Source organism: Micromonospora sp. AMSO31t (genome assembly GCF_008868175.1).
GTDB lineage: Bacteria > Actinomycetota > Actinomycetes > Mycobacteriales > Micromonosporaceae > Micromonospora.
Map to the genome: position 1 here is coordinate 17,518 of NZ_WBKT01000043.1, position 22,275 is coordinate 39,792.

26 protein-coding genes and 1 riboswitch are annotated in these 22,275 nt (G+C 73.6%); of the genes, 17 read left to right on the forward strand and 9 right to left on the reverse strand.

From position 1 onward, the window contains the following. Window positions 1–26: 26 nt before the first annotated feature. From eccCa to F8274_RS12675, 7 genes are all read left to right on the forward strand, one after another. On the forward strand, window positions 27–3,992 hold the full coding sequence (eccCa, locus tag F8274_RS12645; RefSeq protein WP_151462496.1) for a type VII secretion protein EccCa: 3,966 nt from the start codon (window positions 27–29) through the stop codon (window positions 3,990–3,992). 70 nt (window positions 3,993–4,062) lie between these two features. Further along, a complete protein-coding gene (locus F8274_RS12650; RefSeq protein WP_151462497.1) occupies window positions 4,063–4,482 on the forward strand; it encodes a YbaB/EbfC family nucleoid-associated protein in 420 nt (139 codons plus the stop codon). 16 nt (window positions 4,483–4,498) lie between these two features. After that, window positions 4,499–4,792, forward strand: coding sequence for a hypothetical protein (locus F8274_RS12655; RefSeq protein WP_151462498.1), 294 nt, complete (start codon window positions 4,499–4,501; stop codon window positions 4,790–4,792). A 28-nt stretch (window positions 4,793–4,820) separates the two neighbouring features. Next, window positions 4,821–5,546 carry a hypothetical protein gene (locus tag F8274_RS12660; protein ID WP_192579812.1) on the forward strand — a complete coding sequence of 242 codons (726 nt, stop codon included), beginning with the start codon at window positions 4,821–4,823 and terminating at the stop codon, window positions 5,544–5,546. 26 nt (window positions 5,547–5,572) lie between these two features. After that, window positions 5,573–5,824, forward strand: coding sequence for a hypothetical protein (locus F8274_RS12665; RefSeq protein WP_225853757.1), 252 nt, complete (start codon window positions 5,573–5,575; stop codon window positions 5,822–5,824). Window positions 5,825–6,028: 204 nt separating this feature from the next. Next, a complete protein-coding gene (locus F8274_RS12670; protein ID WP_151462501.1) occupies window positions 6,029–6,337 on the forward strand; it encodes a WXG100 family type VII secretion target in 309 nt (102 codons plus the stop codon). Window positions 6,338–6,365: 28 nt separating this feature from the next. Then, the gene (locus tag F8274_RS12675; protein WP_046568947.1) at window positions 6,366–6,644 is read left to right on the forward strand and encodes a WXG100 family type VII secretion target; all 279 of its coding nucleotides are present in this window, start codon (window positions 6,366–6,368) and stop codon (window positions 6,642–6,644) included. Window positions 6,645–6,743: 99 nt separating this feature from the next. On the opposite strand, the gene mycP is transcribed toward F8274_RS12675, so the two are convergent. Continuing rightward, on the reverse strand, window positions 6,744–7,982 hold the full coding sequence (mycP, locus tag F8274_RS12680) for a type VII secretion-associated serine protease mycosin (protein ID WP_225853758.1): 1,239 nt from the start codon (window positions 7,980–7,982) through the stop codon (window positions 6,744–6,746). A gap of 58 nt (window positions 7,983–8,040) precedes the next feature. Continuing rightward, the gene (locus F8274_RS12685; RefSeq protein ID WP_151462502.1) at window positions 8,041–8,382 is read right to left on the reverse strand and encodes a MarR family winged helix-turn-helix transcriptional regulator; all 342 of its coding nucleotides are present in this window, start codon (window positions 8,380–8,382) and stop codon (window positions 8,041–8,043) included. A 193-nt stretch (window positions 8,383–8,575) separates the two neighbouring features. On the opposite strand from F8274_RS12685, the gene F8274_RS12690 reads away from it, so the two are divergent. After that, window positions 8,576–9,250 (forward strand): carbonic anhydrase, encoded by a 675-nt coding sequence (locus F8274_RS12690; protein ID WP_151462503.1) that lies wholly within the window; start codon window positions 8,576–8,578, stop codon window positions 9,248–9,250. A gap of 67 nt (window positions 9,251–9,317) precedes the next feature. Here the strand turns inward: F8274_RS12690 and F8274_RS12695 are convergent, their stop codons facing one another. From F8274_RS12695 to F8274_RS12705, 3 genes are all read right to left on the reverse strand, one after another. Beyond that, window positions 9,318–10,337 (reverse strand): hypothetical protein, encoded by a 1,020-nt coding sequence (locus tag F8274_RS12695; protein WP_151462504.1) that lies wholly within the window; start codon window positions 10,335–10,337, stop codon window positions 9,318–9,320. A 3-nt stretch (window positions 10,338–10,340) separates the two neighbouring features. Continuing rightward, window positions 10,341–10,472, reverse strand: a riboswitch (cyclic di-AMP (ydaO/yuaA leader). Window positions 10,473–10,626: 154 nt separating this feature from the next. Beyond that, complete coding sequence (locus tag F8274_RS12700; RefSeq protein ID WP_151462505.1) at window positions 10,627–11,952, reverse strand: YibE/F family protein; 1,326 nt, start codon at window positions 11,950–11,952, stop codon at window positions 10,627–10,629. A gap of 64 nt (window positions 11,953–12,016) precedes the next feature. Next, complete coding sequence (locus tag F8274_RS12705) at window positions 12,017–12,316, reverse strand: metal-sensitive transcriptional regulator (protein ID WP_046568942.1); 300 nt, start codon at window positions 12,314–12,316, stop codon at window positions 12,017–12,019. A gap of 104 nt (window positions 12,317–12,420) precedes the next feature. Between F8274_RS12705 and F8274_RS12710 the strand changes: the two genes are divergently transcribed. The 9 genes from F8274_RS12710 (at window position 12,421) to F8274_RS12750 (ending at window position 18,544) form a co-directional block, all read left to right on the forward strand. Then, on the forward strand, window positions 12,421–12,630 hold the full coding sequence (locus F8274_RS12710; RefSeq protein WP_030504324.1) for a heavy-metal-associated domain-containing protein: 210 nt from the start codon (window positions 12,421–12,423) through the stop codon (window positions 12,628–12,630). A 35-nt stretch (window positions 12,631–12,665) separates the two neighbouring features. Beyond that, on the forward strand, window positions 12,666–13,646 hold the full coding sequence (locus F8274_RS12715; protein ID WP_151462506.1) for a hypothetical protein: 981 nt from the start codon (window positions 12,666–12,668) through the stop codon (window positions 13,644–13,646). Between the two features lie 14 nt (window positions 13,647–13,660). Beyond that, window positions 13,661–15,913, forward strand: coding sequence for a cation-translocating P-type ATPase (locus F8274_RS12720; RefSeq protein ID WP_151462507.1), 2,253 nt, complete (start codon window positions 13,661–13,663; stop codon window positions 15,911–15,913). 73 nt (window positions 15,914–15,986) lie between these two features. Further along, on the forward strand, window positions 15,987–16,160 hold the full coding sequence (locus F8274_RS12725) for a CsbD family protein (protein ID WP_091260889.1): 174 nt from the start codon (window positions 15,987–15,989) through the stop codon (window positions 16,158–16,160). Window positions 16,161–16,320: 160 nt separating this feature from the next. Continuing rightward, on the forward strand, window positions 16,321–16,752 hold the full coding sequence (locus tag F8274_RS12730) for a YbaB/EbfC family nucleoid-associated protein (RefSeq protein ID WP_151462508.1): 432 nt from the start codon (window positions 16,321–16,323) through the stop codon (window positions 16,750–16,752). After that, entirely contained in the window at window positions 16,752–17,075 is a 324-nt protein-coding gene (locus tag F8274_RS12735) for a hypothetical protein (RefSeq protein ID WP_151462509.1), read from the forward strand. Before F8274_RS12730 ends, F8274_RS12735 begins: the two co-directional genes overlap by 1 nt. A 2-nt stretch (window positions 17,076–17,077) precedes the next feature. Then, entirely contained in the window at window positions 17,078–17,572 is a 495-nt protein-coding gene (locus tag F8274_RS12740; RefSeq protein WP_151462510.1) for a hypothetical protein, read from the forward strand. A 6-nt stretch (window positions 17,573–17,578) separates the two neighbouring features. Beyond that, complete coding sequence (locus F8274_RS12745; protein WP_225853759.1) at window positions 17,579–18,085, forward strand: EndoU domain-containing protein; 507 nt, start codon at window positions 17,579–17,581, stop codon at window positions 18,083–18,085. 15 nt (window positions 18,086–18,100) lie between these two features. Further along, window positions 18,101–18,544: a hypothetical protein gene (locus tag F8274_RS12750; protein ID WP_151462511.1), complete on the forward strand. Its 444-nt coding sequence runs from the start codon at window positions 18,101–18,103 to the stop codon at window positions 18,542–18,544. Between the two features lie 10 nt (window positions 18,545–18,554). Here the strand turns inward: F8274_RS12750 and F8274_RS12755 are convergent, their stop codons facing one another. The 4 genes from F8274_RS12755 to F8274_RS12770 form a co-directional block, all read right to left on the reverse strand. Further along, window positions 18,555–19,190: a dihydrofolate reductase family protein gene (locus tag F8274_RS12755; RefSeq protein ID WP_151462512.1), complete on the reverse strand. Its 636-nt coding sequence runs from the start codon at window positions 19,188–19,190 to the stop codon at window positions 18,555–18,557. Window positions 19,191–19,219: 29 nt separating this feature from the next. After that, window positions 19,220–20,464 carry an RNA polymerase sigma factor gene (locus F8274_RS12760; protein WP_151462513.1) on the reverse strand — a complete coding sequence of 415 codons (1,245 nt, stop codon included), beginning with the start codon at window positions 20,462–20,464 and terminating at the stop codon, window positions 19,220–19,222. Next, on the reverse strand, window positions 20,461–20,820 hold the full coding sequence (locus F8274_RS12765; RefSeq protein ID WP_225853760.1) for a YciI family protein: 360 nt from the start codon (window positions 20,818–20,820) through the stop codon (window positions 20,461–20,463). The genes F8274_RS12760 and F8274_RS12765 overlap by 4 nt, the downstream gene beginning before the upstream one ends. A gap of 104 nt (window positions 20,821–20,924) precedes the next feature. Next, window positions 20,925–22,118 (reverse strand): DUF2786 domain-containing protein, encoded by a 1,194-nt coding sequence (locus F8274_RS12770; protein ID WP_151462515.1) that lies wholly within the window; start codon window positions 22,116–22,118, stop codon window positions 20,925–20,927. Window positions 22,119–22,275 lie beyond the last annotated feature (157 nt).

Consider the following 22,275-nt stretch of genomic DNA (forward strand, 5'->3'; position numbering starts at 1 on the left):
GGGCCGCTTCTGGGGAGGAGACAGCCGTGAGCACGGTGGTGTTCCGCCGGCTTCCGCGTCAACCGGGGCCCGCGCTGCCGCGCGGGGAGGTGCTGCTGGAGTCCCCGCCCGAGCTGCCGGAGCCGCAGGCCAAGGGCATGGGTCAGGTGCTGATGATCCTGCCGATGCTCTGCGGCGTCGGCGCGATGGCCTTCCTCTACGCCGGTCGCGGTGGCGGCATGATGACGTACGTGGCCGGCGGCCTGTTCGGCGTGTCGATGCTGGGCATGGCGGTCGGCACGCTCGGCAACGGCGGCAACGACAAGGCGGAGCTGAACGCCCAGCGGCGCGACTACATGCGCTACCTGGCCCAGATGCGCAAGCGCACCCGGCGCGCCGCCGAGCAGCAGCGCGCCGCGATGACCTGGCGGCACCCGGAGCCGGACGCGCTCTGGTCGGTCGCCGCGTCGCGCCGGCTGTGGGAGCGGCGGATCACCGAGGACGACTTCGGCGAGGTACGGATCGCGCTCGGCCCGCAGCGGCTGGCCGTGGAGATCGTGCCGCCGGAGACCAAGCCGGTGGAGGACCTGGAGCCGATGAGCGCCATCGCGCTGCGCCGGTTCGTCCGGGCCCACTCCAGCGTGCCGGACCTGCCCACCGCGCTGTCGCTGCGCGCGTTCAGCCGGATCGCGCTGCGCGGCGACCGGGAGCCGGTGCTGGACCTGACCCGGGCCGCGCTGAGCCAGCTGGTCACCTTCCACGCGCCGGACGACCTCCTGGTGGCCGTGGTGGCCGCGCCGGACCGGCAGCCGGTGTGGGACTGGGTGAAGTGGCTGCCGCACGCCCAGCACCCGGGGCGTACGGACGCGGCCGGGGCGCGGCGGATGGTCTTCGCCAGCCTGGCCGAGGCGGAGGCGGCGCTCGCCAACGAGCTGGGCGGCCGGCCCCGGTTCGCCCCGGAGGCGAAGCCGCTCACCACGGCGCCCCACCTCGTGGTGGTGCTCGACGGCGGCGAGGTCTCGCCGACCTGCGCGCTCATGGGGCCGGGCCTGCTCGGCGCCACGGTCATCGACCTCTCCGGCACGGTGCCGCGCGACGCGGGCCGCTGGCTGCTCTGCCTGGACACCGGCAACGGCAGCGGGCTGGACCTGGTGCGGGGCACGGCCACGTCCCGGCTGGGCCGGCCGGACCGGCTCAGCATGGCGGCCGCCGAGGGGCTGGCCCGGCAGATCGCCCCCTACCGGCTCTCCCAGCAGCAGGGCGCCAGCACCGAGGAGCCGCTGGCCCGCAGCATGGAGCTGCCGGACCTGCTGGGCGTGGGCGACGCGGCCACCGTGGACACCCAGCAGACCTGGCGGCCGCGCAGCCACCGGGACCGCCTGCGCATCCCGCTCGGCGTCGGGCCGGACGGCAACGTGGTCGAGCTGGACTTCAAGGAGTCCGCGCACGAGGGCATGGGCCCTCACGGCCTGGTCATCGGCGCGACCGGTTCCGGCAAGAGCGAACTCCTGCGTACGGTCGTCGGGGCGCTGGCCGTGACCCACTCGTCCGAGGAGCTCAACTTCGTCCTGGTCGACTTCAAGGGTGGCGCCACCTTCGCCTCCCTGGACGCGCTGCCGCACACCAGCGCGGTCATCACCAACCTGTCCGACGAGCTGCCGCTGGTCGACCGGATGCGGGACGCGCTGGCCGGCGAGATGAACCGCCGCCAGGAGGTGCTGCGGGCGGCCGGCAACTACGTCTCGCGCTACGACTACGAGAAGGCCCGCGCCGCGGGCGAGCCGCTGGAGCCGATGCCCAGCCTGCTCATCATCTGTGACGAGTTCTCCGAGCTGCTCGCCGCGAAGCCGGACTTCATCGACCTCTTCGTGATGATCGGCCGGCTCGGCCGGTCGCTCGGCGTCCACCTGCTGCTGGCGAGCCAGCGGCTGGAGGAGGGGAAGCTCCGGGGCCTCGACACCCACCTGTCGTACCGAATCGGTCTGCGGACCTTCTCGGCGGTGGAGAGCCGGATCGTGCTGGGCGTGCCGGACGCGTACGAGCTGCCGAACGCGCCGGGCCACGGCTACCTGAAGACCGACACGACCACGATGCTCCGGTTCCGGGCCGCCTACGTGTCCGGCCCGTACCGGGCGCCGGGGCAGGTGCAGCGGTCCACCCGGGCGCAGGTGCAGCGGCGGATCGTCCCGTACGGCATCGACTACGTGCCGGCGCCGGCCCTGCCGAGCCCGGCCGAGACCGCGCCCGAGCCGGAGCAGACGGGCGACGGCAAGGCCGTGGCCATGCTCGACGTGCTGATCGACCGGCTCCAGGGGCGGGGCCGACCGGCGCACCAGGTCTGGCTGCCGCCGCTGGCCGAGCCGCCGGCCCTGGCCGAGCTGCTGCCGCCGCTGGCCGTGCACCCGACGTTGGGGCTGACCACCGCCAACTGGCCGGGGCGGGGCCGGCTCGCCGTGCCGGTCGGCATCGTCGACCGCCCGTACGAGCAGCGGCGCGACCCGATGATGGTGGACCTGTCCGGCGCCGGCGGCAACGTGGTGATCGTCGGCGCCTCGCTGAGCGGCAAGAGCACCATGCTGCGCACGATGCTGGCCTCGCTGGCGCTCACCCACACCCCGCGCGAGGTGCAGTTCTTCTGCCTCGACTTCGGCGGTGGCGCGCTGCGCAGCCTGGACGGGCTGCCGCACACCTCCGGCGTGGCCGGGCGGCGCGACGTCGAGGCGGTCCGCCGGACCGTGGCCGAGGTGGTTGCCGTCATCGACGAGCGGGAGAACCGGTTCACCCAGCACGGCATCGACTCGGTGGCCAGCTACCGCCGGCGCCGGGCGGCCGGGGAGTTCGCCGACGACCCGTTCGGCGACGTCTTCCTCGTGGTCGACGGCTGGAACACGCTGCGCCAGGAGTACGAGGAGCTGGAGCAGACCATCACCAACCTGGCCAACCGGGGGCTCGGTTTCGGCGTACACGTGGTGGTCACCGCCGTGCGGTGGGCGGAGATCCGGATCAACATGCGGGACCTGCTCGGCACCAAGCTGGAGCTGCGGCTCGGCGACCCGGCGGAGTCGGAGATCGACCGGCGGGCCGCGCAGAACGTGCCGGGCGGCACGCCCGGTCGCGGTCTGACCCGCGACAAGCTGCACTTCCTCACCGGCGTCTCGCGGATCGACGGCAAGCGCGACATCGAGGACCTGACCGAGGCGTCGGTGGCCCTGGCCGGGCACGTCGCGGCCAACTGGCCGGGCCGCCCGGCGCCGAAGGTGCGGCTGCTGCCGCGCAAGCTGGGCGTCGCCGAGCTGGCGAAGGTGGTGGACCGGTCGGCCCCGGGCATCCCGATCGGCGTCAACGAGTCGGCGCTCGCCCCGGTCTACCTGGACCTGACGACCGAGCCGCACCTCACCGTGTTCGGCGACGCCGAGTGCGGCAAGACCAACCTGCTGCGGCTGATCGCCCGGGGCGTCGCCGAGCGGTACACCCCGGCGCAGGCCCGGCTGGTCATCGCCGACTACCGGCGTGGCCTGCTGGGTGCGGTGGAGGGCGACCACCTGCTCGACTACGCGCCGTCCAACCAGGTCTTCAGCCAGGGCCTCGGTTCGATCCGCAGCGCCCTGCAGAACCGGTTGCCGGGGCCGGACGTGACCACCGCCCAGCTGCGCGACCGGAGCTGGTGGAAGGGGCCGGAGCTCTACATCCTGGTGGACGACTACGACCTGGTCGCCTCCGGCGGCAACAACCCGCTCAGCGCCCTGCACGAGCTGCTGCCGCAGGCGCGGGACATCGGCCTGCACCTGATCATCACCCGCCGGGTGGGTGGTGTGGCCCGCGCCCTCTACGAGCCGGTGCTGCAACGCCTGCGCGAGCTGGACTCGCCGGGCCTGCTGATGTCCGGCAGCCGCGAGGAGGGTGCCGTCTTCGGCAACCTGCGGCCGAGCCCGCAACCGCCGGGCCGGGGCACCCTGGTCCGCCGCCGCGACGGCCAGCAGCTCATCCAGACCGCGTGGACGGAGCCCGCCTGACGGGGGCCGACGCCGGATGAGCGGGTCCGGTAGCGTCGGCCCGACCGTCGAATCCGAGGAGAGGACAGTCGTGAGCACCTCGTGGGGTTACGGCGGCGCCGGCGGCGCCGTGGAGAACCTGCTGCGCCAGGCGCAGGAGCAGCAGCGCCGGCTGGCGGAGTTCCAGCAGCAGCGCGCCGAGCTGCGGGTGACCGGGGAGAGCCCGGACGGCCTGGTCCGGGTCACGGTCGACGGTGACATGAAGGTCGGTGGCATCGAGGTCAACGCCCGGGCCATGCGGCTGGACAGCTACACCCTGGCCGAGTCGCTCCAGGCCGCGATCGACGCGGCGTACGCGGCGTTCGCCGAGCGGCAGCAGGAGCTGATGAGCGAGGTGCTCGGTGGGTCGGACCTGGTCCGCCGGGCGCAGGCGGGCAACCTCACCCCGGAGGACTGGTTCCGGGAGTTCGGTGTGGACCTGACCGACCCGACCCGCGGCCTGCGCCGCTGACCAGGGAGGAGACGCGGTGGCGAACAAGGTCGACGTCGACGCGATCCGCAAGGCGAGCAAGAAGCTCGACGCTCCGGACGGCCCGATCCAGTACCTGCGCAACGTGCAGGCGCTGCTGGAGAGCGTGAAGTTGCCGGACGGCGCGCTGACCCTCTTCGGCGGCGGGACCGTGCAGGCCCACAACGCCTCGGTGGACGGTCACCTCGCCAACGTCAAGACCGGCATCGAGCACCTGCACAAGGCGGCCGAGCAGCTGGAGCAGACCGCGAAGAACTGGGAGAAGTCCGACCAGCCCTGGGTGGTCAAGTGACCGGCCGGGTGGACGGGGGGAGCAGCTGATGTCGGAGATCCTGATCGCCAACGCGGCCGGCACGGTGACCGGCACGCACACGGTCGCCGCCGCGACGGCGCCGGTGCGCGGCCTGCTGCCGGCGGCCCGGGCCAACTGGATGTGGCTGGTCTTCGCCGGGGCGCTGGGTGCCGCCATCGCCTACCTGGAGACGTTCGACAACGACGAGGTCAACAAGTCCATCAAGGAGTGGGGCGACGCGGCGCGGCTGCTCGGCGGCGACCAGTTCGGGGCGGCGCTGGAGCAGGTACCGCCGTCGGACGCCGAGTGGGACTTCGACGACCGGGACGCCTTCGACCTCTTCCTCCGCAAGCTCGGGGCCGAGATCAACTCGCTGGCCGAGGCGTTCAACGCCAACCGGGACACCCTGACGGCCGCCCGGGACGCCTTCAACGACGCGGTGAACGCGCTGGTCGACGCGCTCATCCCGATCCTGATCGCGGTGATCGCCTCGGTCGCCCTCCAGGCGTTCCCCCCGACAGCGCCCATCGCCGAGGCGATCGGCGTGGCCGGGATGGCCGCGAGCGCCGCCATCCTGGCGCTGGTCTTCGGCGACATCAGCGCGTTGTTCTCCGCGGTCGTGGCCGGCTTCCAGGGCAACGACCGGTTCGCCTTCGTGTCGGATTCCCGTCCGGGTTGGGCGGCCACCGGCCAGGACCCGGACATCAAGGACATCAAAATCGACTGGGTGCAGGACTCCAAGTTCTACCAGTGACGGGGAAGGGGTCCGGGGTGACCTTGGTGCTCTTCGTGTATTTCCTGGTGACCGTGCCGGTCTTCCTCGGGCTGGCGCTGGTCGCCCAGTTGTCCCGCGCCGCGTCGGCGAAGCGGGCCAGCGAAGTGGTGTTGCTCACCGGGGTCGCGGCGCTCATCCCGGTGGTGCTCGACCGGGCGCTCGACAAGCCGGTGCTGTGGCTGTTCGTGGCGCTGCTGGCGGTGGTGCTGGTCTTCGGTGCGGTGCTGCACGTCAGGTCGTATCGACGGCCGTCCTGAGCGGCCGCTGGCGACCGTGACCGTCCATGTCGTACGGTCTGATCGCCGGACGGCGTTGTGCGCCATGGGGAAGCAGGGCTGCGCGGATTGGACGTCGTCCGCTACGGTTCGATTGAAGTGTCCGTCGGTGGGGTGTGAACGCCTTGCCGCGGGGGAGGGGCGCGGCGGATCCGCCGCCACAGAGATGACGGAAGGGTGTGAAGCATGGCGTTCGAGGTCAGTGCAGCGAGCCTGCACACCGCCGCGAGTGACGTGCGGTCCACGCGCAGCGACGTCGACGGTGAGCTCAAGAAGCTGTGGAACGTCGTCGACGACCTGGCCATGGCCTGGAAGGGCGGGGCGTCCACGGGTTTCCAGAACCTGATGCTGCGTTGGAACGAGGACACGAACAAGCTGCTGACGGCGATGGACAACATCGCCGACCTGCTTGACAAGTCCGGCACGACGCACCAGGTCAACGACGAAGAGCAGCAGCAGATGCTGGACAAGTTCCACTCTGCTCTCAACCCGTGATCCGCGAAGACAGGCAGAGGAGGAATCGATGAGCATCAAGGTTGACTACGCTGTCCTCGAGAGCAGCAACCAGCAGATGCAGGCCATCTCGCGGACCATCGACGAGAAGCTGGACACGCTGCGCTCGATGCTGACGAAGCTCGAGTGGGAGGGCCAGGACCGCGTGGCCTACGAGCAGCACCAGGCTCAGTGGGACGCCGCCGTGCGGGACATCAACAAGGTCCTGAACGAGATCGGCGGCGCGGTGGGCATTGCGCGCGAGAACTACATGACCACCGAGATGAGCAACTCGAAGGTCTGGGGCTGACCCGACCGATCCGCTGCGGCTCCGCTCCGGCTCACGCCGGGGTCGGGGCCGTGGTGCTTTTCCGGGCGGGGCCCGACCCCGGTGGTCGGCGCGGGCCGTTCAGGCGTCCTGCGGCGCGCTACGCCGGCCGGGGCGCCAGCCGCGCCGGCGGCCCCGCACCAGGATCGGCCGCAGCGTCAGCAGGGCCCCGGCCAGCACCGCGCCGATCACGGCCGCCCAGATCGCCACGGTGCGCTGCCAGGCCAGCGGGTCGTCGTGCGGCGCGGGCGCCGGCATCGCGCCCAGCGGCGGGTCGCTGCGGGTGCCCAGCAGGCTGGTCACGGCCCGGTACGGGTTGACCACCCCGTAACCCACGAGCGCGTTGTGCCCGTCCGGCGGATTGTCGGCGGTGCGGGTGAGCCGGAACGCGACCTCCTTCGGGTCGAGGTCCGGGTGCGCGGCCCGCACCAGCGCGGCGGCCCCGGAGACGTATCCGGTGGCGAAGCTCGTGCCACCCTGCGGTTCGGCCCGGTAGCCGGTGCCCTGCGGGGCCGGGCCGACGATGTTCAGCCCGGGCGCGGCGATGTCCACATAGTCGCCGGTGACCGAGCTGCCGACGTGCCCGCCGCTCTCGTCCACCCCGGCCACGGCGATGACCCCCGGGTACGAGGCCGGGTAGGCCGGCTGGTCCTGCTGGTTCTCCTGCCGGTTGCCGGCGGCGGCCACCAGGATCACGTTCTTGCCGAGCGCGTAGTCCACGGCGGACCTCAACGCCGGGTCGTCGAGGGTGACCAGGGAAAGGTTGACCACGTCGGCGCCGTGGTCGACCGCCCACCGGATGGCCTTGCCGATCTCGGCCGGGATGGACTCGTCGAACGCCTTCTGGTTGTCGGCCAGGACCCGGACCGGCAGGATCCGGGCCTCCGGCGCGATGCCCGTGTAGGGCGCGCCGGTGCCTTCCTTCCCGGCGATGATGCCCGCGATCAGGGTGCCGTGGCCGACCAGGTCGCACTGGCCGTCGAGCTTCACGAGCTGGTTGAAGTCCTCCCCGGGGAGCACGCGGCCGCGCAGCAGCGGGTGGGTGGGGGAGACGCCGGAGTCGATGACCGCGACGGTGACCCCCTGCCCCTTGGTGACCCGCCAGGCCGCGGCTGGATCGAGCCGGTTGAGCGCCCAGGGCGCCTCGGTCGGGGCGGGGCCGCCGGGCGGGCCGCACTTCGGGGCCGCAACGGCGGGCGCGGGCACCGCCAGCACGCCGCCGAGCAGGGCGGCGGCCGCCGCTCCGGAGAGGACGGATCGGATCCGGTGTCCGGCCCGGACGCGCCCCGTCGTCCCGTCCGGCCGCAAGCTGTCGCGCACGCGGTGAGATTACCGTCGCCGCGCCGCCCGTGCGGTGACGGGCGTACGCGGGGCGCGCTCAGCTCTCGGCCACCGGCTCCCTGAGCGGCTCGGCGGTGAAGAGGGCGAGCAGGGCACCCACCTGCTGGTCGGCCTCGGCCGGGTGCCGGAAGTGCCCGGCCGGGTTGACCGTGTACTCGTTGCGCCGGCCCACCCGGGTGCGACGGAGGTAACCGCCGGCTTCCAGGTCGGCGACGATCGCCTGGGCGGCCCGCTCGGTGACCCCCACCTCGTCGGCCACGTCCCGCAGCCGGGCGGTGGGGTTGCGGGCGATGGCCAGGAGCACGTGCCCGTGATTGGTGAGGAACGTCCAGTTCCGGCCGCTGCCCCTCGCACCCGGTGTCGTCGCCATGATGGTCATCGTATGGGTCCCGCGTGCTCCGGTCCTGTCGAGGCCGCTGCCCGGGCCGCCGTCAAGGTCCGGCCGACGTATGAAATCCGTATCACGTAAATCTTGACGTACCTTGGGCTGCGTGTGACCGTGGGTGCCGAGGCCGCCACCGTCGCAGGCCGGCTGACCAGGGCGTTTTCGCGCGAGGACGAGGTGAGGACCAGTGTCGCCGACCACTCCCGAGCAGGCGCTCGCCGAGCTCCATGCCGGTAACCACCGGTTCGTCACCGGCGACCCGCGCCATCCCAATCAGGACGCCGGACACCGGGCGGCCGTCGCCGACGGTCAGCACCCGTTCGCCGTGATCGTCGGCTGCTCCGACTCGCGGCTCGCCGCCGAGATCATCTTCGACCGGGGTCTCGGTGATCTCTTCGTGGTCCGCACCGCCGGCCACACCGCCGGCCCCGAGGTGCTCGGCAGCGTCGAGTACGCGGTGACCGTGCTGGGCACCCCGCTCGTGGTGGTGCTCGGCCACGACTCGTGCGGCGCCGTCCAGGCCGCCCGCGAGGCGGTCCGCACCGGCACGTCACCGTCCGGGCACCTGGGCGCCGTGGTGGACGCCGTCGCGCCCAGCCTGCTCCGGGCCGGCCGGGAGGGCGTCGAGGACCTCGACGGGATCGTCGACGTCCACATCGCGCAGACCGTGGAGGCGCTGCTGGCCCGGTCCGCCGTCCTCGCCGACGAGGTGGCCGCCGGGCGGTGCGCGGTGGTCGGCCTGTCGTACCGGCTCAGCGCGGGCGAGGTCCGCACGGTGGCCCAGGCCCAGGCCCCGGCCGGCATGCCGGCCGCCCAGGTGCCCGCACCAGCCGCGCCCGCGGACCCGGCGCTCGCCAACTGACGGCCGACGGGAAACGTCGAAGGGGCCGGCCCGCGTGTCGCGGGCCGGCCCCTTTCGGCGTACGTCGTCAGAGCAGCGACATGTGCACGTGGTCGGTGTGGTCCGAGGGCCCGCTGTAGGACTTCCAGCCGGTGGCCGGGAACCAGATCTGCCGGTTCCAGATCACGTAGTAGATGCCCAGCCGGTCCGCGTTGCGGATGAGGAAGGCGGCGACGTTGTTGCCGTACATCCGCTGGTCCTTGGTGCGCCACGAGGAGAAGCCGCTCTTCTGCAACGACCAGTCGCAGGCCCGGCCCTTCGGGTGCTCGAACGGCCCGCCGTTCCGGTGGCAGCCCACGAAGCGGTTGAAGCCGGCCCGCTTGACCTCCTTGTAGGCGTGCAGCGTGCGCGGGGTGACGCAGCCCGAGGTCGTCGGGTCGTTCTCGCTGCACGACTCCGGCTTCCAGTCGCCGTCGGAGGTCCGGCCCGGGCCGACGCGGGCGACCGGTGAGGTGGCCGACACCAGGCCACCGGTGAAGCCGATCCCGCCGACCAGCTTCAGCGCCTTCTCCGTCTCGGCCTTCTCGCGGGCCATCGCGTTCTTCTGCTTCTCCTGCTCGCGCACCTCGACGTCGAGCGCGATCTTGGCCTGCTCGGCGCGGGTCTTCGCGGCGTTGATGGCGCCGAGCTTCTGCGCGTTCAGCAGGTTCAGCTCGTCGAGGGCGGCCGCCCGCCGGACGAACGAGTCGGGCGTGTTGCTCTCCATCAGCATGGCCATGGCGCCCATCCGGCCGGTCCGGTAGGACTGGGCCGCGATCTGGGCCACCTGCGGGCTCAGCGCGTCGAGTTCGCTCTGTGCCGCCTTCACCTCGAGGGCGAGCTGGAGTTGGCGCTTGCGCGACGTGTCCAGCTTCGACTTGGCCTGGAGGTAGGCCCGGTTGGCGGTGTCGATGGCCTCGGTGATGAGGGGGTCATCCTCTTCGTCGGAGTGCCCCGAGGGGGTGGGGGTGCTCGGAGCGGCCGTCGCCGGGGTCGGCCCCACCAGCACGGTGAGCGCGGCCAGCGCGGCCACCACGGGGGTCAGCCAGCGGCGCAGGGGTGCCGTCACAGTGTTCCCTTCCGTCGGCCGCCGACCGGGTTAGCTGACGGGTTCGGGACGGAAGTGGCCCCTACCGCTCGCGCGGATTCACCCCATGTACCTGGTTCCCCGGCTCGCCCGCGGGCGATTGGGCGGCGGCACCGCTGGCGCCGGTGCGCGCCTTCGGCGGTGACCGGCAGCGAGGTTACCCGAGAGTCCTCCCCGGGTTCTACGTCCGGAAGCCGACCAATAGCGAGAATTCGTCCTCGCCCAGCGTGACCAGGATCGCGTTTGGCATCCGTCATCACGCTGCGGAGTGTCACCATGCGGCCTCCGTGCTCCTGTCACCGCCGGACCACCCACCGGAGCGCCGGTCCGGCGCCCCACCGAGGGCCTCCAGCGCCTCGTCCCGCGCGACCGGTGGCCGCGGCGCGGGCGGGTCCGCCGGGCCCGCGGTGATCCCGCGCCGCCCGGCGGTGGTGACCACCGCGGCCAGTCCGGTGGTCAGCGGTACGGCGGCGATCAGACCGAGCGTGGCCACCGCGCTGCGGACGATCTCCTGGGCCAGGAACTCGCTCGTGAGGATCTGGCTCACCGGCCGGGAGTCGGCGACGAGCAGGAGCAGCAGCGGCAGCGAGGCGCCCGCGTACGCCAGCACGATGGTGTTGACCGTGGAGGCGATGTGCGCCCGGCCCACCCGGGTGGCGGCCCGGTAGAGCTGGCGTCGGGAGAGCGCGGGGTTGGCGTGGGCCAGCTCGGTGACCGTGGCGGCCTGGGTGACGGTGACGTCGTCCAGCACGCCGAGCGAGCCGATGACGATGCCGGCCAGCAGCAGGCCGTGCAGGTCCACGTCGCGCTGGAACATCGACAGGGTGGTCGCCTCCTCGCTGCCGAAGCCGGTCAGGTGGGTGGCGGCGGTGGCCAGGGTGCCGAGCACGCCGGTCAGCACCAGGCTGCCGAGCGTGCCGAGCACGGCCACCGAGGTCTGCGCGGTGATCCCGTGGGTCAGGTAGAGCACCACGAACATGATCAGCGCGGCGCCGACGATCGCCACCAGCAGCGGCGGCTGGCCCGCGCCGATCCCGGGCAGCACGAACCCGAGCAGGATGGCGAAGCTCGCGACCAGCCCGCCGAGCGCGGCCAGCCCGCGCCAGCGGCCGAACGCCACGATCGCCACGGCGAACAGCACCGCCAACCACACCAGCGGGGTGCCGCGCTGGTGCTCGGCGATGTCGTAGGTCTTCACGGCCGGATCGGCCGGGTCGGTCAGCTCGACCAGGATCACCTTGTCGCCGACCTCGACCCGGGGCGCCCCGGGGCCGGCGGGCACCGGCGTCTCGACCTGCCGGCCGGCGTTCGGGCCCTGCTCGGCGGCCACGGTCACCGTCCCGCACGGGCCGGCGGACACGCCGGGCCCGCCCTCCGGCGCCTCCGGGGTCGGCGGGCAGGGCTCGGTCACCACCCGGGTCACCGTGCCGTGGTAGCGGGGCAGCGCGGGCGCGTCCGTCGGTTCCCGGTCCTGCCGGGGCCAGAGCACCAGCGCCGCGACGACGGTGATCAGGAAGAGCGGCACCACCGTCGCGACCAGAATCCGCCGGACCCGCGGCGGGGCGGGCGGAGCGGGACGGGTGTGGTCGGCGCCCATGGCGTTTCTCCCAACGGTTCGCAACGGGACACGTGGCACGCGGCCGTCCGGTTCACCGGCCCGGTCAGCCCCGCTTCATGAGGCGGCCCACGGCGGCCATCATCTCGGTGGCCATCTCGTCGGCGCGGCCCTCGGCGGCGCCCTCGTGCATGCAGTGCCGGGCGTGCCCGTCGAGCAGGCCGAGGCCGACCTTGTCCAGCGCGGCCTGGATGGCGGAGATCTGGGTCAGCACGTCGATGCAGTAGCGGTCGTCCTCGACCATCTTCTCGATGCCGCGGACCTGGCCCTCGATACGGCGGAGCCGCGCGAGGAGCTGGTCCTTGCTGGCGGTGTAGCCCCGGGTCGGGGTCGTCGGTGCGGTCATGACGTCGAGGATAGCGTACCCCTCGGGGGTATGGTACGGTCCTCCCAGTGGCCGATACCCCCACCGGGTAACGGTAACGACGGCGGCGAAAGGGAAGAAGCGCGATGGTCACCACCACGTACCAGGTGCAGGGCATGACCTGCGGGCACTGCGTCAACTCGGTCAGCACCGAGGTGAGCGCGCTGCCGGGCGTCACCGACGTCCAGGTCGACCTGGCCTCCGGCCGGGTCACCGTCACCAGTCAGAGCCCGTTGGACACGGACACCGTCCGCGCCGCCGTCGACGAGGCCGGTTACGACCTCGTCGGGGCGTGACGGGTCCGCCGACCCGAAGGAACCGAGGTACCCCGATGAACACGGCGACGAAGCTGAGCGGCTTCGCCCTCGGGCTCGCGGCGGTGTTCGGCACGGCGTACGGGGTCGGCCACCTGGCCGGCCCCGTCACCCCCGCCGCCGAGACCCGCCACGACGCCACCGACGCCGGCCACGATCCCGGCGGAACCGACCACGGTGACGGGGGCCACGCGGCCACCGCCACCGCCCACCTGCCCGGCGGGCTGCTCGTCTCCGACCGCGGCTACACGCTCCAGCCGGTGACCGCCCCCGCGGGCGAGTTCGCCTTCCGGATCACCGGCCCGGCCGGCCGGCCGGTCACCCGCTACGACGTGGCGCACGACAAGCGCATGCACCTGATCGTCGCCCGCCGCGACCTCTCCGGCTTCCGGCACGTCCACCCGGAACTGGCCGCCGACGGCACCTGGCGGGTCGCCTCGCCGCTCGCCGGGCCCGGCGTCTGGCGGGCGTTCGCCGACTTCACCCCTACCGGCGGCGAGCCGCTCACCCTCGGGGTCGACGTCACCGTCCCGGGCGCGCTGGAGCACCGGCCGCTGCCGGCGCCGGTGACCAGCACCACGGTCGACGGCTACACGGTCACCCTCGCCGGGGCCCCGCAGCCCGGCCGGGCCAGCCGGCTCACCCTGACCGTCAGCCGGGACGGCAGGCCCGTCACCGACCTCCAGCCCTACCTCGGGGCCTACGGGCACCTGGTGGCACTGCGCCAGGGCGACCTGGCGTACCTGCACGTGCACCCGGAGGGCGCGCCCGGCGACGGGCGGACCCCGGCCGGGCCGGCGGTCACCTTCGCCGCCGAGGTGCCCTCCTCCGGCGCGTACCGTCTCTACCTGGACTTCCGGCACGGCGACGCGGTGCACACCGCGGAGTTCACCGTGCTGGCCGGGGACCAGGCCACGCCGGCGCCCGCCGCGCCGGCGCCCACGACCGCACCGGCCCCGGACGCCGACCACGGCGCCCCGGGGCACGGGCACAGCTGACCGGAGGTGACGAGATGACATCCGCCCGGTCCCTGCCGGTCGCGCCGAACCTGATCGAGCTGGCGATCGGCGGCATGACCTGCGCCTCCTGCGCCGCCCGGATCGAGAAGAAGCTCAACCGGATGGACGGCGTCGAGGCCACGGTCAACTACGCCACCGAGAAGGCCACCGTCCGGTACGCCGACGAGGTCACCCCGGCCGAGCTGATCGCCACCGTGGAGAAGACCGGCTACACGGCCGTCGTCCCGCCACCGCCCGCGCAGGACGCCGACGGGGCGACCGCCGGGCCGGTGGACGAGCTGCGCGGGCTGCGTACCCGGTTGTGGGTGTCGGTCGTGCTGACCGTGCCGGTGATCGTGCTGGCCATGGTGCCGGCCTGGCAGTTCGACTACTGGCAGTGGCTGTCGCTGACCCTGGCCGCCCCGGTCGTGGTCTACGGCGGCCTGCCGTTCCACCGGGCCGCGTGGATCAACCTGCGGCACGGTGCGGCGACCATGGACACGCTGGTCTCGCTCGGCACCCTCGCCGCGTTCGGCTGGTCGCTCTGGGCCCTCTTCCTCGGCGACGCCGGCATGCCGGGGATGACCCACCCGTTCCGCTTCGACATCACCCGCACCGACGGGGCCGGCAACATCTACCTGGAGGCGGCGGCCGGGGTGACGGTGTTCATCCTCGCCGGCCGCTACTTCGAGGCCCGGTCCAAGCGCACCGCCGGCGCCGCCCTGCGCGCCCTGCTGGAGCTGGGCGCCAAGGACGTCGCGGTGCTGCGCGGCGGGCAGGAGACCCGGATCCCGGTGGACCAGCTCGCGGTCGGCGACCGGTTCGTGGTCCGCCCGGGTGAGAAGGTCGCCACGGACGGCGTGGTCGCCGAGGGGACGTCGGCGGTCGACGCCAGCATGCTCACCGGCGAGTCCGTGCCGGTGGAGGTCGCGCCGGGCGACGCCGTGGTGGGCGCCACCGTCAACGCCGGCGGCCGGCTGGTCGTCCGGGCCACCCGGGTCGGCGGCGACACCCAGCTCGCGCAGATGGCGAGGCTCGTGGAGCAGGCGCAGACCGGCAAGGCGGCCGTGCAGCGGCTCGCCGACCGGATCTCCGGTGTCTTCGTGCCGATCGTGATCGCCCTGGCCGCCGGCACGCTGGGCTGGTGGCTCGGCACCGGGGGTGGAACGACCGCCGCGTTCACCGCCGCCGTGGCGGTGCTGATCATCGCCTGCCCGTGCGCGCTGGGGCTCGCCACGCCGACCGCGCTGCTGGTCGGCACCGGGCGGGGCGCCCAGCTCGGCATCCTGATCAAGGGGCCGGAGGTGCTGGAGTCCACCCGCCAGGTCGACACCGTGGTGCTGGACAAGACCGGCACCGTCACCACCGGGAAGATGACGCTTGTCGACGTGCTGCCCGCCGGGAGCGAGGAGGCGGCCGGCCTGCTCCGGCTCGCCGGCGCGCTGGAGGGGGCCTCCGAGCACCCGATCGCCCGCGCCGTCGCCGACGGGGCTGCCGAGGCGGGCCCGCTGCCCGCGGTGACCGGCTTCGCCAACGCCGAGGGCCTCGGCGTGACCGGCACGGTCGACGGCCGGGAGGTGGTGGTCGGGCGGCTCCGGCTGCTGCGCGAGCGCGGTCTCGACGTACCCGAGGAGGTCGTGCGGGCGGTGGCCGGCGCGGAGGCCGCCGGCCGGACGGCGGTCCTGGCCGGCTGGGACGGCCGGGCCCGCGGCGTCCTCGCGGTGGCCGACGTGGTGAAGCCGACCAGCGCGGCGGCCGTCGCCCGGCTGCGCGAGCTGGGGCTCACCCCGGTGCTGCTCACCGGCGACAACGCCACCGTGGCCAAGGCGGTGGCCGCCGAGGTCGGCATCGACGAGGTGATCGCCGAGGTGCTGCCGGCCGACAAGGTGGCCGTGGTCGCGCGCCTCCAGGGTGAGGGGCGGACCGTGGCCATGGTCGGCGACGGGATCAACGACGCCGCCGCGCTGGCCCAGGCCGACCTGGGGCTGGCCATGGGCACCGGCACCGACGTGGCCATCGAGGCGTCCGACCTGACATTGGTGCGGGGCGACCTGACGGCCGCCGTCGACGCCATCCGGCTCTCCCGGCGGACCCTCGCGATCATCAAGGGCAACCTGTTCTGGGCCTTCGCCTACAACGTGGCCGCCCTGCCGCTGGCCGCCGCGGGCCTGCTCAACCCGATGATCGCCGGCGCGGCGATGGCCTTCTCGTCGGTCTTCGTGGTTGCGAACAGCCTCCGGCTGCGGCGCTTCCGCCCGGTCGGCTGACGGCCGGGGATTCGCACGGCGGAACCCGGGGTACTTGCCTGACGTCACGGAAAACTGCTGAGTGGAGGTTCCCATGGGCATCGACGACAAGATCGACAACGCGACCGAGAACACCGCCGGCAAGGTGAAGGAGGGCGTCGGCCGGGCCACGGACGACGAGCGCCTCGAGGCCGAGGGCCGCAACGACCAGGCGGCCGCCAACCTCAAGCAGGCCGGCGAGAAGATCAAGGACGCCTTCAAGAGCTGACCATCCGTCGGTGCGGGCCGGTCCGGCAACCCTGCCGGCCCGGCCCGCGGCGTAGGTACGCTCCACATCGGATTGTCCACAGTCGCTCACCCGGGGTCACGCCGACTGGCGCGAACTGCGTAGCATGCGGGAGGACCTCGACCCCGGAGGAGCTACGCCCATGGCCCAGCCCGTCGATCCATCCGGCCTCGACCGCGTGCTGTCCGAGACCATGTCCGCGCTGGGGCGGTTCATCGCCGGCGCCGACGGTGACGGCGAGGCGCCCCCGCCGCCGGAGGGAGTCGGCGAGGCGGCCGACGGCCTGGTCCGGGCGACCGCCGGCCCGCCCGGGCGGATCACCGCGCTGACCCTCGACCCCCGGGTGATGCGGCTGCCGAGCGAGTCCCTGGCCGAGGAGATCGGCGCCGCCGTCAACGCCGCGCTCGCCGACCTCCAGCAGAAGGCGACCGCCGCCGTCCCCGGCCAGGTCGACCTGTCCTCCCTCGGCGAGCAACTGCGCCGGATCCAGCAGGACGCCGGGCGGCAGCTCACCACCTTCACCGACGCGCTGGTCCAGGCCCAGGACCGGCTGTCCGGCCAGGGCGGCCGGTGATGGCGATCGAGGTCGACCCGGACGGGCTGGGCGGCTCCGGTCGCGCGCTGGGCGACGTGGCCACCCGGTTCGGCCAGGCCATGACGGCGTTCCAGGCCGAACTGGCCGCCTTCGGTCAGCCCTGGGGCTCCGACGACATCGGTGCGCTGATCGGCGCCGCCCACGACGAGGTCTCCGCGTTCGCGTTCGAGTGCTTCGACACCGCGCTCTCCGAGATCTCCGCCGCCGGCACCGACCTCACCGACATGGCCACCCGCTACGCCGAGATCGAGGCCGCCATCACGCAGGGCTTCGACGGGCTGCGGCAGGCGCTGGGAGGCTGACGGTGGGTCTGGAACTTCCCGGCGAGCTGCGCTCGCTGCTCGGCATCCTCGGCTACACCTGGCCCGAGGCCGACGAGGTCAAGCTCTTCGAGATGGGCAACGCCTGGATCCGCTTCTCCGGCACCCTGTCCGGGGTCGTGGCCGAGGCGAACACCGGGGCCGCCGGCGTCTGGTCCAGCCACACCGGCCAGGACATCACGGCCTTCCAGTCCTGGTGGAACCGGGAGGACAGCCCCGCCGACAGCCTCCGCGACGGGGTGACCGCGGCCGTGCTCACCGGCACCGGGCTGATCATCTGCGGGGCCATCGTGCTCGCCCTGAAGATCGCCGTGATCGTGCAGCTGGTCATCCTCGCCATCCAGATCGCCCAGGCGATCGCCACGGCGGCGGTCACCTTCGGCGCCTCCCTCCTGGAGATCCCGATCTTCCAGCAGCTGGCCCGGACCATCGTCGGCAACCTCGTCCAAGAGGTCCTCTGGAAACTCCTCGACGGGTGACCTGGCATGAGTGGAGGCAAGGCCGGCGGCCGGTTGATGCGGGCCGCACTGCGTTTTCTCAAGCGCACCAAGACGCGCAACCGGCCCGACCGGATGAACCCGCACTTCGCCGAACACGTCTTCGGCGGCCATGTGAAGCCGGGCATGCCCAAGGGGTCCGGCTACCACTACCGGCCCGGCGGCCAGGACTTCCCGGGCCGCAGGCTGCAACCGGGCACCGTCGTCCGGGACCCGAAGACCGGGGCGTACCGGGCCAAGCCCGAGTTCTTCGACTCGACCATGAACCCGCCGCACGGCGCCTGGAAGCCGAAGAAGGGCAACGGCGGGGAGAGTTCCTTCTTCCCGGACGACTGGACGCCCGCCCAGGTGGACAACGCCATCAGCGGCGCCTTCCAGGGCGCACGGCCGGTGCCCGGCACGCAGATGTGGCGCGGTAAGTACAAGGACCTCGTGATCGAGGGTTTCTACAATGGCTCGGGCGGCTTCACGCACGGATGGCCGGTCGTCCCCTGATCCGAAGGACCTCTGTTGGCGTTCATCACCTTCTCGCTCGACGAGTTTCGCCTGCCGTTGTTCGAGGTGACGGATCAGCGCTACCGGGCGCTCGGCGCCTGGCTGATCACCGACATCTCGATCTACCACTCGGTCTGTCTCGACGCCCTCGCCATGGTCGACGACGTGTCGCACGGCCGGCCGCTCGAGGACGGGTGGGACAGCGACAAGTACGAGGTGAGCTTCACCGCCGGTGGCGTCGAGTTCCAGAACGAGTGGGTCCCGGGCGAGGGCGGCCGATACTCGCTGGACGAGGTGCGGGAGGCGGTCGAGGCATACTGGCGGTTCCTGGCGAGCCGCCCGGAGAACCCCGACCTCATCCGCGAGTACCGGCCCGACCTTCCCGTCTGGCAGGCCGAACTGGTGCAGTGGGAGGAGCGGTGGGGCCGGCCGCACCCGTACCGGGGCCGGCTGTTCTGACTCCGGCGGGTCAGCGGCGCACCCGGTAGCGGAGGTGCGTCACGGTCGGGGCCGGCACGACCTTCACCGGTTCCAGGGGCACGTCCAGGGGGCCGTCGAAGAGGGGCGTGCCGCCGCCCAGGACGATCGGCACGACGTGCAGCCAGAGCGAGTCGAGCAGGCCGGCGGCGAGGTACTGCCGCACCGCGCCGCCGCCGCCCGCCACGGCCACGTCGCGGTCGCCGGCTGCGGCGCGGGCCCGCGCCAGCGCCGCCTCGATGCCGTCGGTGACGAAATGGAACTCCGTCCCGCCCCGCATCATCAGCGACTCGCGCGGGTGGTGGGTCAGCACGAAGACCGGGACCCGCCACGGCGGGTCGTCGCCCCACCAGCCGGTCCAGTCCAGGTCCCAGGCGCCCTCGCCGCCGCCGAACATGCGGCGCCCCATCACGTACGCGCCGACGCCCGCGGTCATCTCGTCGATCAGCTCGGCATCGACGTTCCGCTCCCCGCCGGCCAGCCCGTGCCGGCCGCGCCAGCTCTCGCTGGCGAACAACCACTCGTGCAGCCGCAGGCCGCCCCGACCGAGCGGATCCTGCCGGCTCTGCCCCGGCGCCGCGACGTACCCGTCCAGCGACACCGACAGTTGACTGGTGACCTCTCCCATGTGCGGTTGACTCTCCGGCTCGGCGGAACTCATCGGTCGCCCGCCAGCCGGGCGGCGCGTACCTCCAGGTAGTGCCGCTCGGGCAGGCTGACGGTGGCGCGGGCGGCGGCCCGGTAGGCGTCCCGGGCGGCGTCCCGGTCGCCGGCCAGTTCGAGCAGGTGGGCGCGGACGGCGGCGAGCCTGTGGTGGCCGGCGGTCCGCTCGTCGGCGTCCAGCGGCGCCAGCAGGGCGAGCCCGGCCCGGGGGCCGTCCACCATGGCCACCGCGGCGGCCTGGTTGAGGGTGACCATCGGGTTCGGCGCGAGCCGGGCCAGCACCCGGTAGAGCGCGACGATCTGCGGCCAGTCGGTGTCGGCCGCCGTGGGCGCCTCGGCGTGCACCGCCGCGATGGCGGCCTGCACCTGGTACGGGCCGGGGGCCGACCAGGTCAGCGCCTCGGTCACCAGGGCGACGCCCTCGGAGATCCCGGCCCGGTCCCAGCGGGTGCGGTCCTGCTCGGCCAGCGGCACCAGCTCACCGCCCGGGCCGGTACGCGCCGCCCGGTGCGCGTCGGTGAGCAGCATGAGGGCGAGCAGCCCGGCCACCTCGCCGTCGTCGGGGAGCAGCCGGCGCAGTTCCCGGGCCAGCCGAATCGCCTCGGCGGTCAGCTCGGCCCGGTGCAGCTCGGCCCCGCTGGAGGCGGTGTATCCCTCGTTGAAGACCAGGTAGAGGACGTGCAGCACGGCGCGCAGCCGCGCGTCACGGTCGGCCGTCGAGGGCATGGCGAACCGCGCCCCGGCCGCCTCGATCCGCTGCTTGGCCCGGCGGATCCGCTGGCTCATCGTGGCCTCCGGCACCAGGTACGCCCGCGCGATCTCGGCGGTGCTCAACCCGCCGACCGCGCGCAGGGTGAGCGCCACCTGGGCGCTGACCGTGAGCGCCGGATGGCAGCAGAGGAAGAGCAGTTTCAGCGTGTCGTCCCCGCTGGACGGGTCCTCGTCGGCGGGCGGGGCGACCGCCGCGTACGCCGGTTCCCGGACCGCCACGGCGACCTCGCGGTCCCGGCGGGCCCGTTCGCTGCGCCACTCGTCGGTGAGCCGGCGGGTCGCCACGGTGACCAGCCACGAGCGGGGATGGTCCGGCACGCCCTGCGCCGGCCACTGCGTCGCGGCGGCGAGCAGGGCCTCCTGGACGGCGTCCTCGCAGGCGTAGAACTGGCCGTGCCGGCGGACGAGCACGCCGAGGACCTGCGGCGCGAGGGCGCGCAGCAGGTCCTCGACCGCCCGGTCGGTCACATCTCCGTCCCGGCCTGCTCCATCACCGGCCGCACCTCCAGCACGCCGACGCCGTGGCGCACGTCCGGCCAGCGCGCGGCGATCTCGGCGGCCCGTTCCGGGGTCTCGCAGTCGACCGTCAGGTAGCCGGCGAACTGCTCCTTGCTCTCCAGGAACGGCCCGTCGGTGATCTCGGTGCCCCCGGCGCCGGACCGGACGGTGCGGGTCTGCGCCGGGTGGGCCAGGGCCTCCCCGCCGACCAGCTCACCGGACTCGGTCAGCTCCTTCATGATCACGTCGACCTCGCCGAAGATCGCGTTCCGCTCCTCCTCGGACAGCTCCTCGACGAAGCCCGGCCGGTTCCAGATCAGCAGCATGTACTTCACGGTCACTCCTCGGGTACGGGCCACCGGCGGTGGCGCCTCTCGCAGACGGGTCGGAGCCGATTGGTCTGATCCGACATCTTCCCCCGAGGAAAAAGTCAGCGGCCCCCGCGCAGCGAGCGGCGCGCCGGTGCGCCGGGGTCGAGGGAGGCGCGGTCGGCGGCCGTGGTGCCCGAGGTCCAGCCCTCCGCGTCGCGCACCTGGAGCCGGTGCCGCGTGACGCCGGGGAAGAGCTGGTCGACCCGCTCCTTGACCGCGTCCGAGCGGGCGGCGAGCACCGGGAGCAGCCGGTCGTCGGCCCGTTCCTCGGCCGCCGCCGCGGTGGCCGCCCGCAGGCGCTCCCCGATCCGCAGCGCGAACGCGTTGAGGAAGGACTCGTCGTAGCCCTTGGTGCGCCGGCCGCTGCCCGTGCGGCGCTCACCCCGGCCGCGCAGCATCGCGGCGGTGGCCTGCACCAGCAGCGAGGTGTGCAGCAGTTCGACGGCGGCCAGGTCGGCCGGGAAGCCGAGGACGGTGGCGAAGCCGAGGTCGTCGGACCAGATCGACTCGCAGCGGTTGGCGGCCGCCACCTCCTGGATGAGCAGCGCCTTCGCCGCCGCGTACGGGGCGTCGGTGCCGAGCCGCACGCCGCCGGGCCGGTCGGGTCGCTCGGCGGCGGCGTCGAGCAGGGCGGCGTCGATGCTGTGCCGGGCCATCAGCTCCTGCGCCTTGCCGGTGAGCGCCTCCGCCTCGGCGGGGAAGGTGGTCGACTCGGCCTTGGCCAGCAGCGCGCGTACCCGGTCCAGCATCCGTGAGCCGGTGGCCGGGACGGTGGCGCGTGCGGCGGCGGCCGGGCCGCCGGGCGGCGGGCGGAGCACCGCGATCGGCGGCAGCCCCGCCACCAGGGCGAGCGCGTCGACGGCGTCGCGCAGCGCGCTGATCCGGTCGCCCTCGGCGCGCCGGTCCAGCCAGCCCGGGTCGCCGTCCCACCGCGCGCCCAGCTCGGTGAGCTGGTCGTCGAACCAGGCGGGGACCGGGTCGGGCATCGCGCGCCGCTGGGCTGCCAGCACGTCCCGGAGCAGCCGGGCGCCCCGCGGGGTCAGCCGGCGGGTGGCGATCCGCTCCAGGTCCACGGGCTGCCAGCCGCGGGGCCAGAGCCGCGCCACGCCGCGGGTCAGCCGGGTGAGGAGCGCCGCGTCCACGGCCGGTGGGTCGCCGACGACCAGCCGGTCCAGGGCCCGCTCGGCCGCGCGCACGTCGGTGCCGCGGGCCGCCGCGAGGGCGTCGGCGAGCACCTGCTCGGCATCCGGCACGGGTGGCTCCCTCTCTGGCGGCAGGTGGCGGGTCGCGCACCCGGGAACGAACGGTACCGGCGCGGGCCCCGCCCCGGCCGGTGACCGCGCTCACCGTTCATCCGTCCGGGCCCGCCGTCCGTACTCCTGAGCGGATCGGGGCGGCGCGGCGGACGGA

Bases quoted from the DNA above. Each gene is read 5' to 3' on its own strand.
- F8274_RS12660 (WP_192579812.1), top strand. From the start codon at position 4,821: ATGTCGGAGATCCTGATCGCCAACGCGGCCGGCACGGTGACCGGCACG.
- F8274_RS12670 (WP_151462501.1), top strand. From the start codon at position 6,029: ATGGCGTTCGAGGTCAGTGCAGCGAGCCTGCACACCGCCGCGAGTGAC.
- F8274_RS12675 (WP_046568947.1), top strand. From the start codon at position 6,366: ATGAGCATCAAGGTTGACTACGCTGTCCTCGAGAGCAGCAACCAGCAG.
- F8274_RS12685 (WP_151462502.1), bottom strand. From the start codon at position 8,382: ATGACCATCATGGCGACGACACCGGGTGCGAGGGGCAGCGGCCGGAAC.
- F8274_RS12700 (WP_151462505.1), bottom strand. From the start codon at position 11,952: ATGGGCGCCGACCACACCCGTCCCGCTCCGCCCGCCCCGCCGCGGGTC.
- F8274_RS12705 (WP_046568942.1), bottom strand. From the start codon at position 12,316: ATGACCGCACCGACGACCCCGACCCGGGGCTACACCGCCAGCAAGGAC.
- F8274_RS12710 (WP_030504324.1), top strand. From the start codon at position 12,421: ATGGTCACCACCACGTACCAGGTGCAGGGCATGACCTGCGGGCACTGC.
- F8274_RS12715 (WP_151462506.1), top strand. From the start codon at position 12,666: ATGAACACGGCGACGAAGCTGAGCGGCTTCGCCCTCGGGCTCGCGGCG.
- F8274_RS12720 (WP_151462507.1), top strand. From the start codon at position 13,661: ATGACATCCGCCCGGTCCCTGCCGGTCGCGCCGAACCTGATCGAGCTG.
- F8274_RS12725 (WP_091260889.1), top strand. From the start codon at position 15,987: ATGGGCATCGACGACAAGATCGACAACGCGACCGAGAACACCGCCGGC.
- F8274_RS12730 (WP_151462508.1), top strand. From the start codon at position 16,321: ATGGCCCAGCCCGTCGATCCATCCGGCCTCGACCGCGTGCTGTCCGAG.
- F8274_RS12735 (WP_151462509.1), top strand. From the start codon at position 16,752: ATGGCGATCGAGGTCGACCCGGACGGGCTGGGCGGCTCCGGTCGCGCG.
- F8274_RS12745 (WP_225853759.1), top strand. From the start codon at position 17,579: ATGAGTGGAGGCAAGGCCGGCGGCCGGTTGATGCGGGCCGCACTGCGT.
- F8274_RS12755 (WP_151462512.1), bottom strand. From the start codon at position 19,190: ATGGGAGAGGTCACCAGTCAACTGTCGGTGTCGCTGGACGGGTACGTC.
- F8274_RS12765 (WP_225853760.1), bottom strand. From the start codon at position 20,820: ATGCTGCTGATCTGGAACCGGCCGGGCTTCGTCGAGGAGCTGTCCGAG.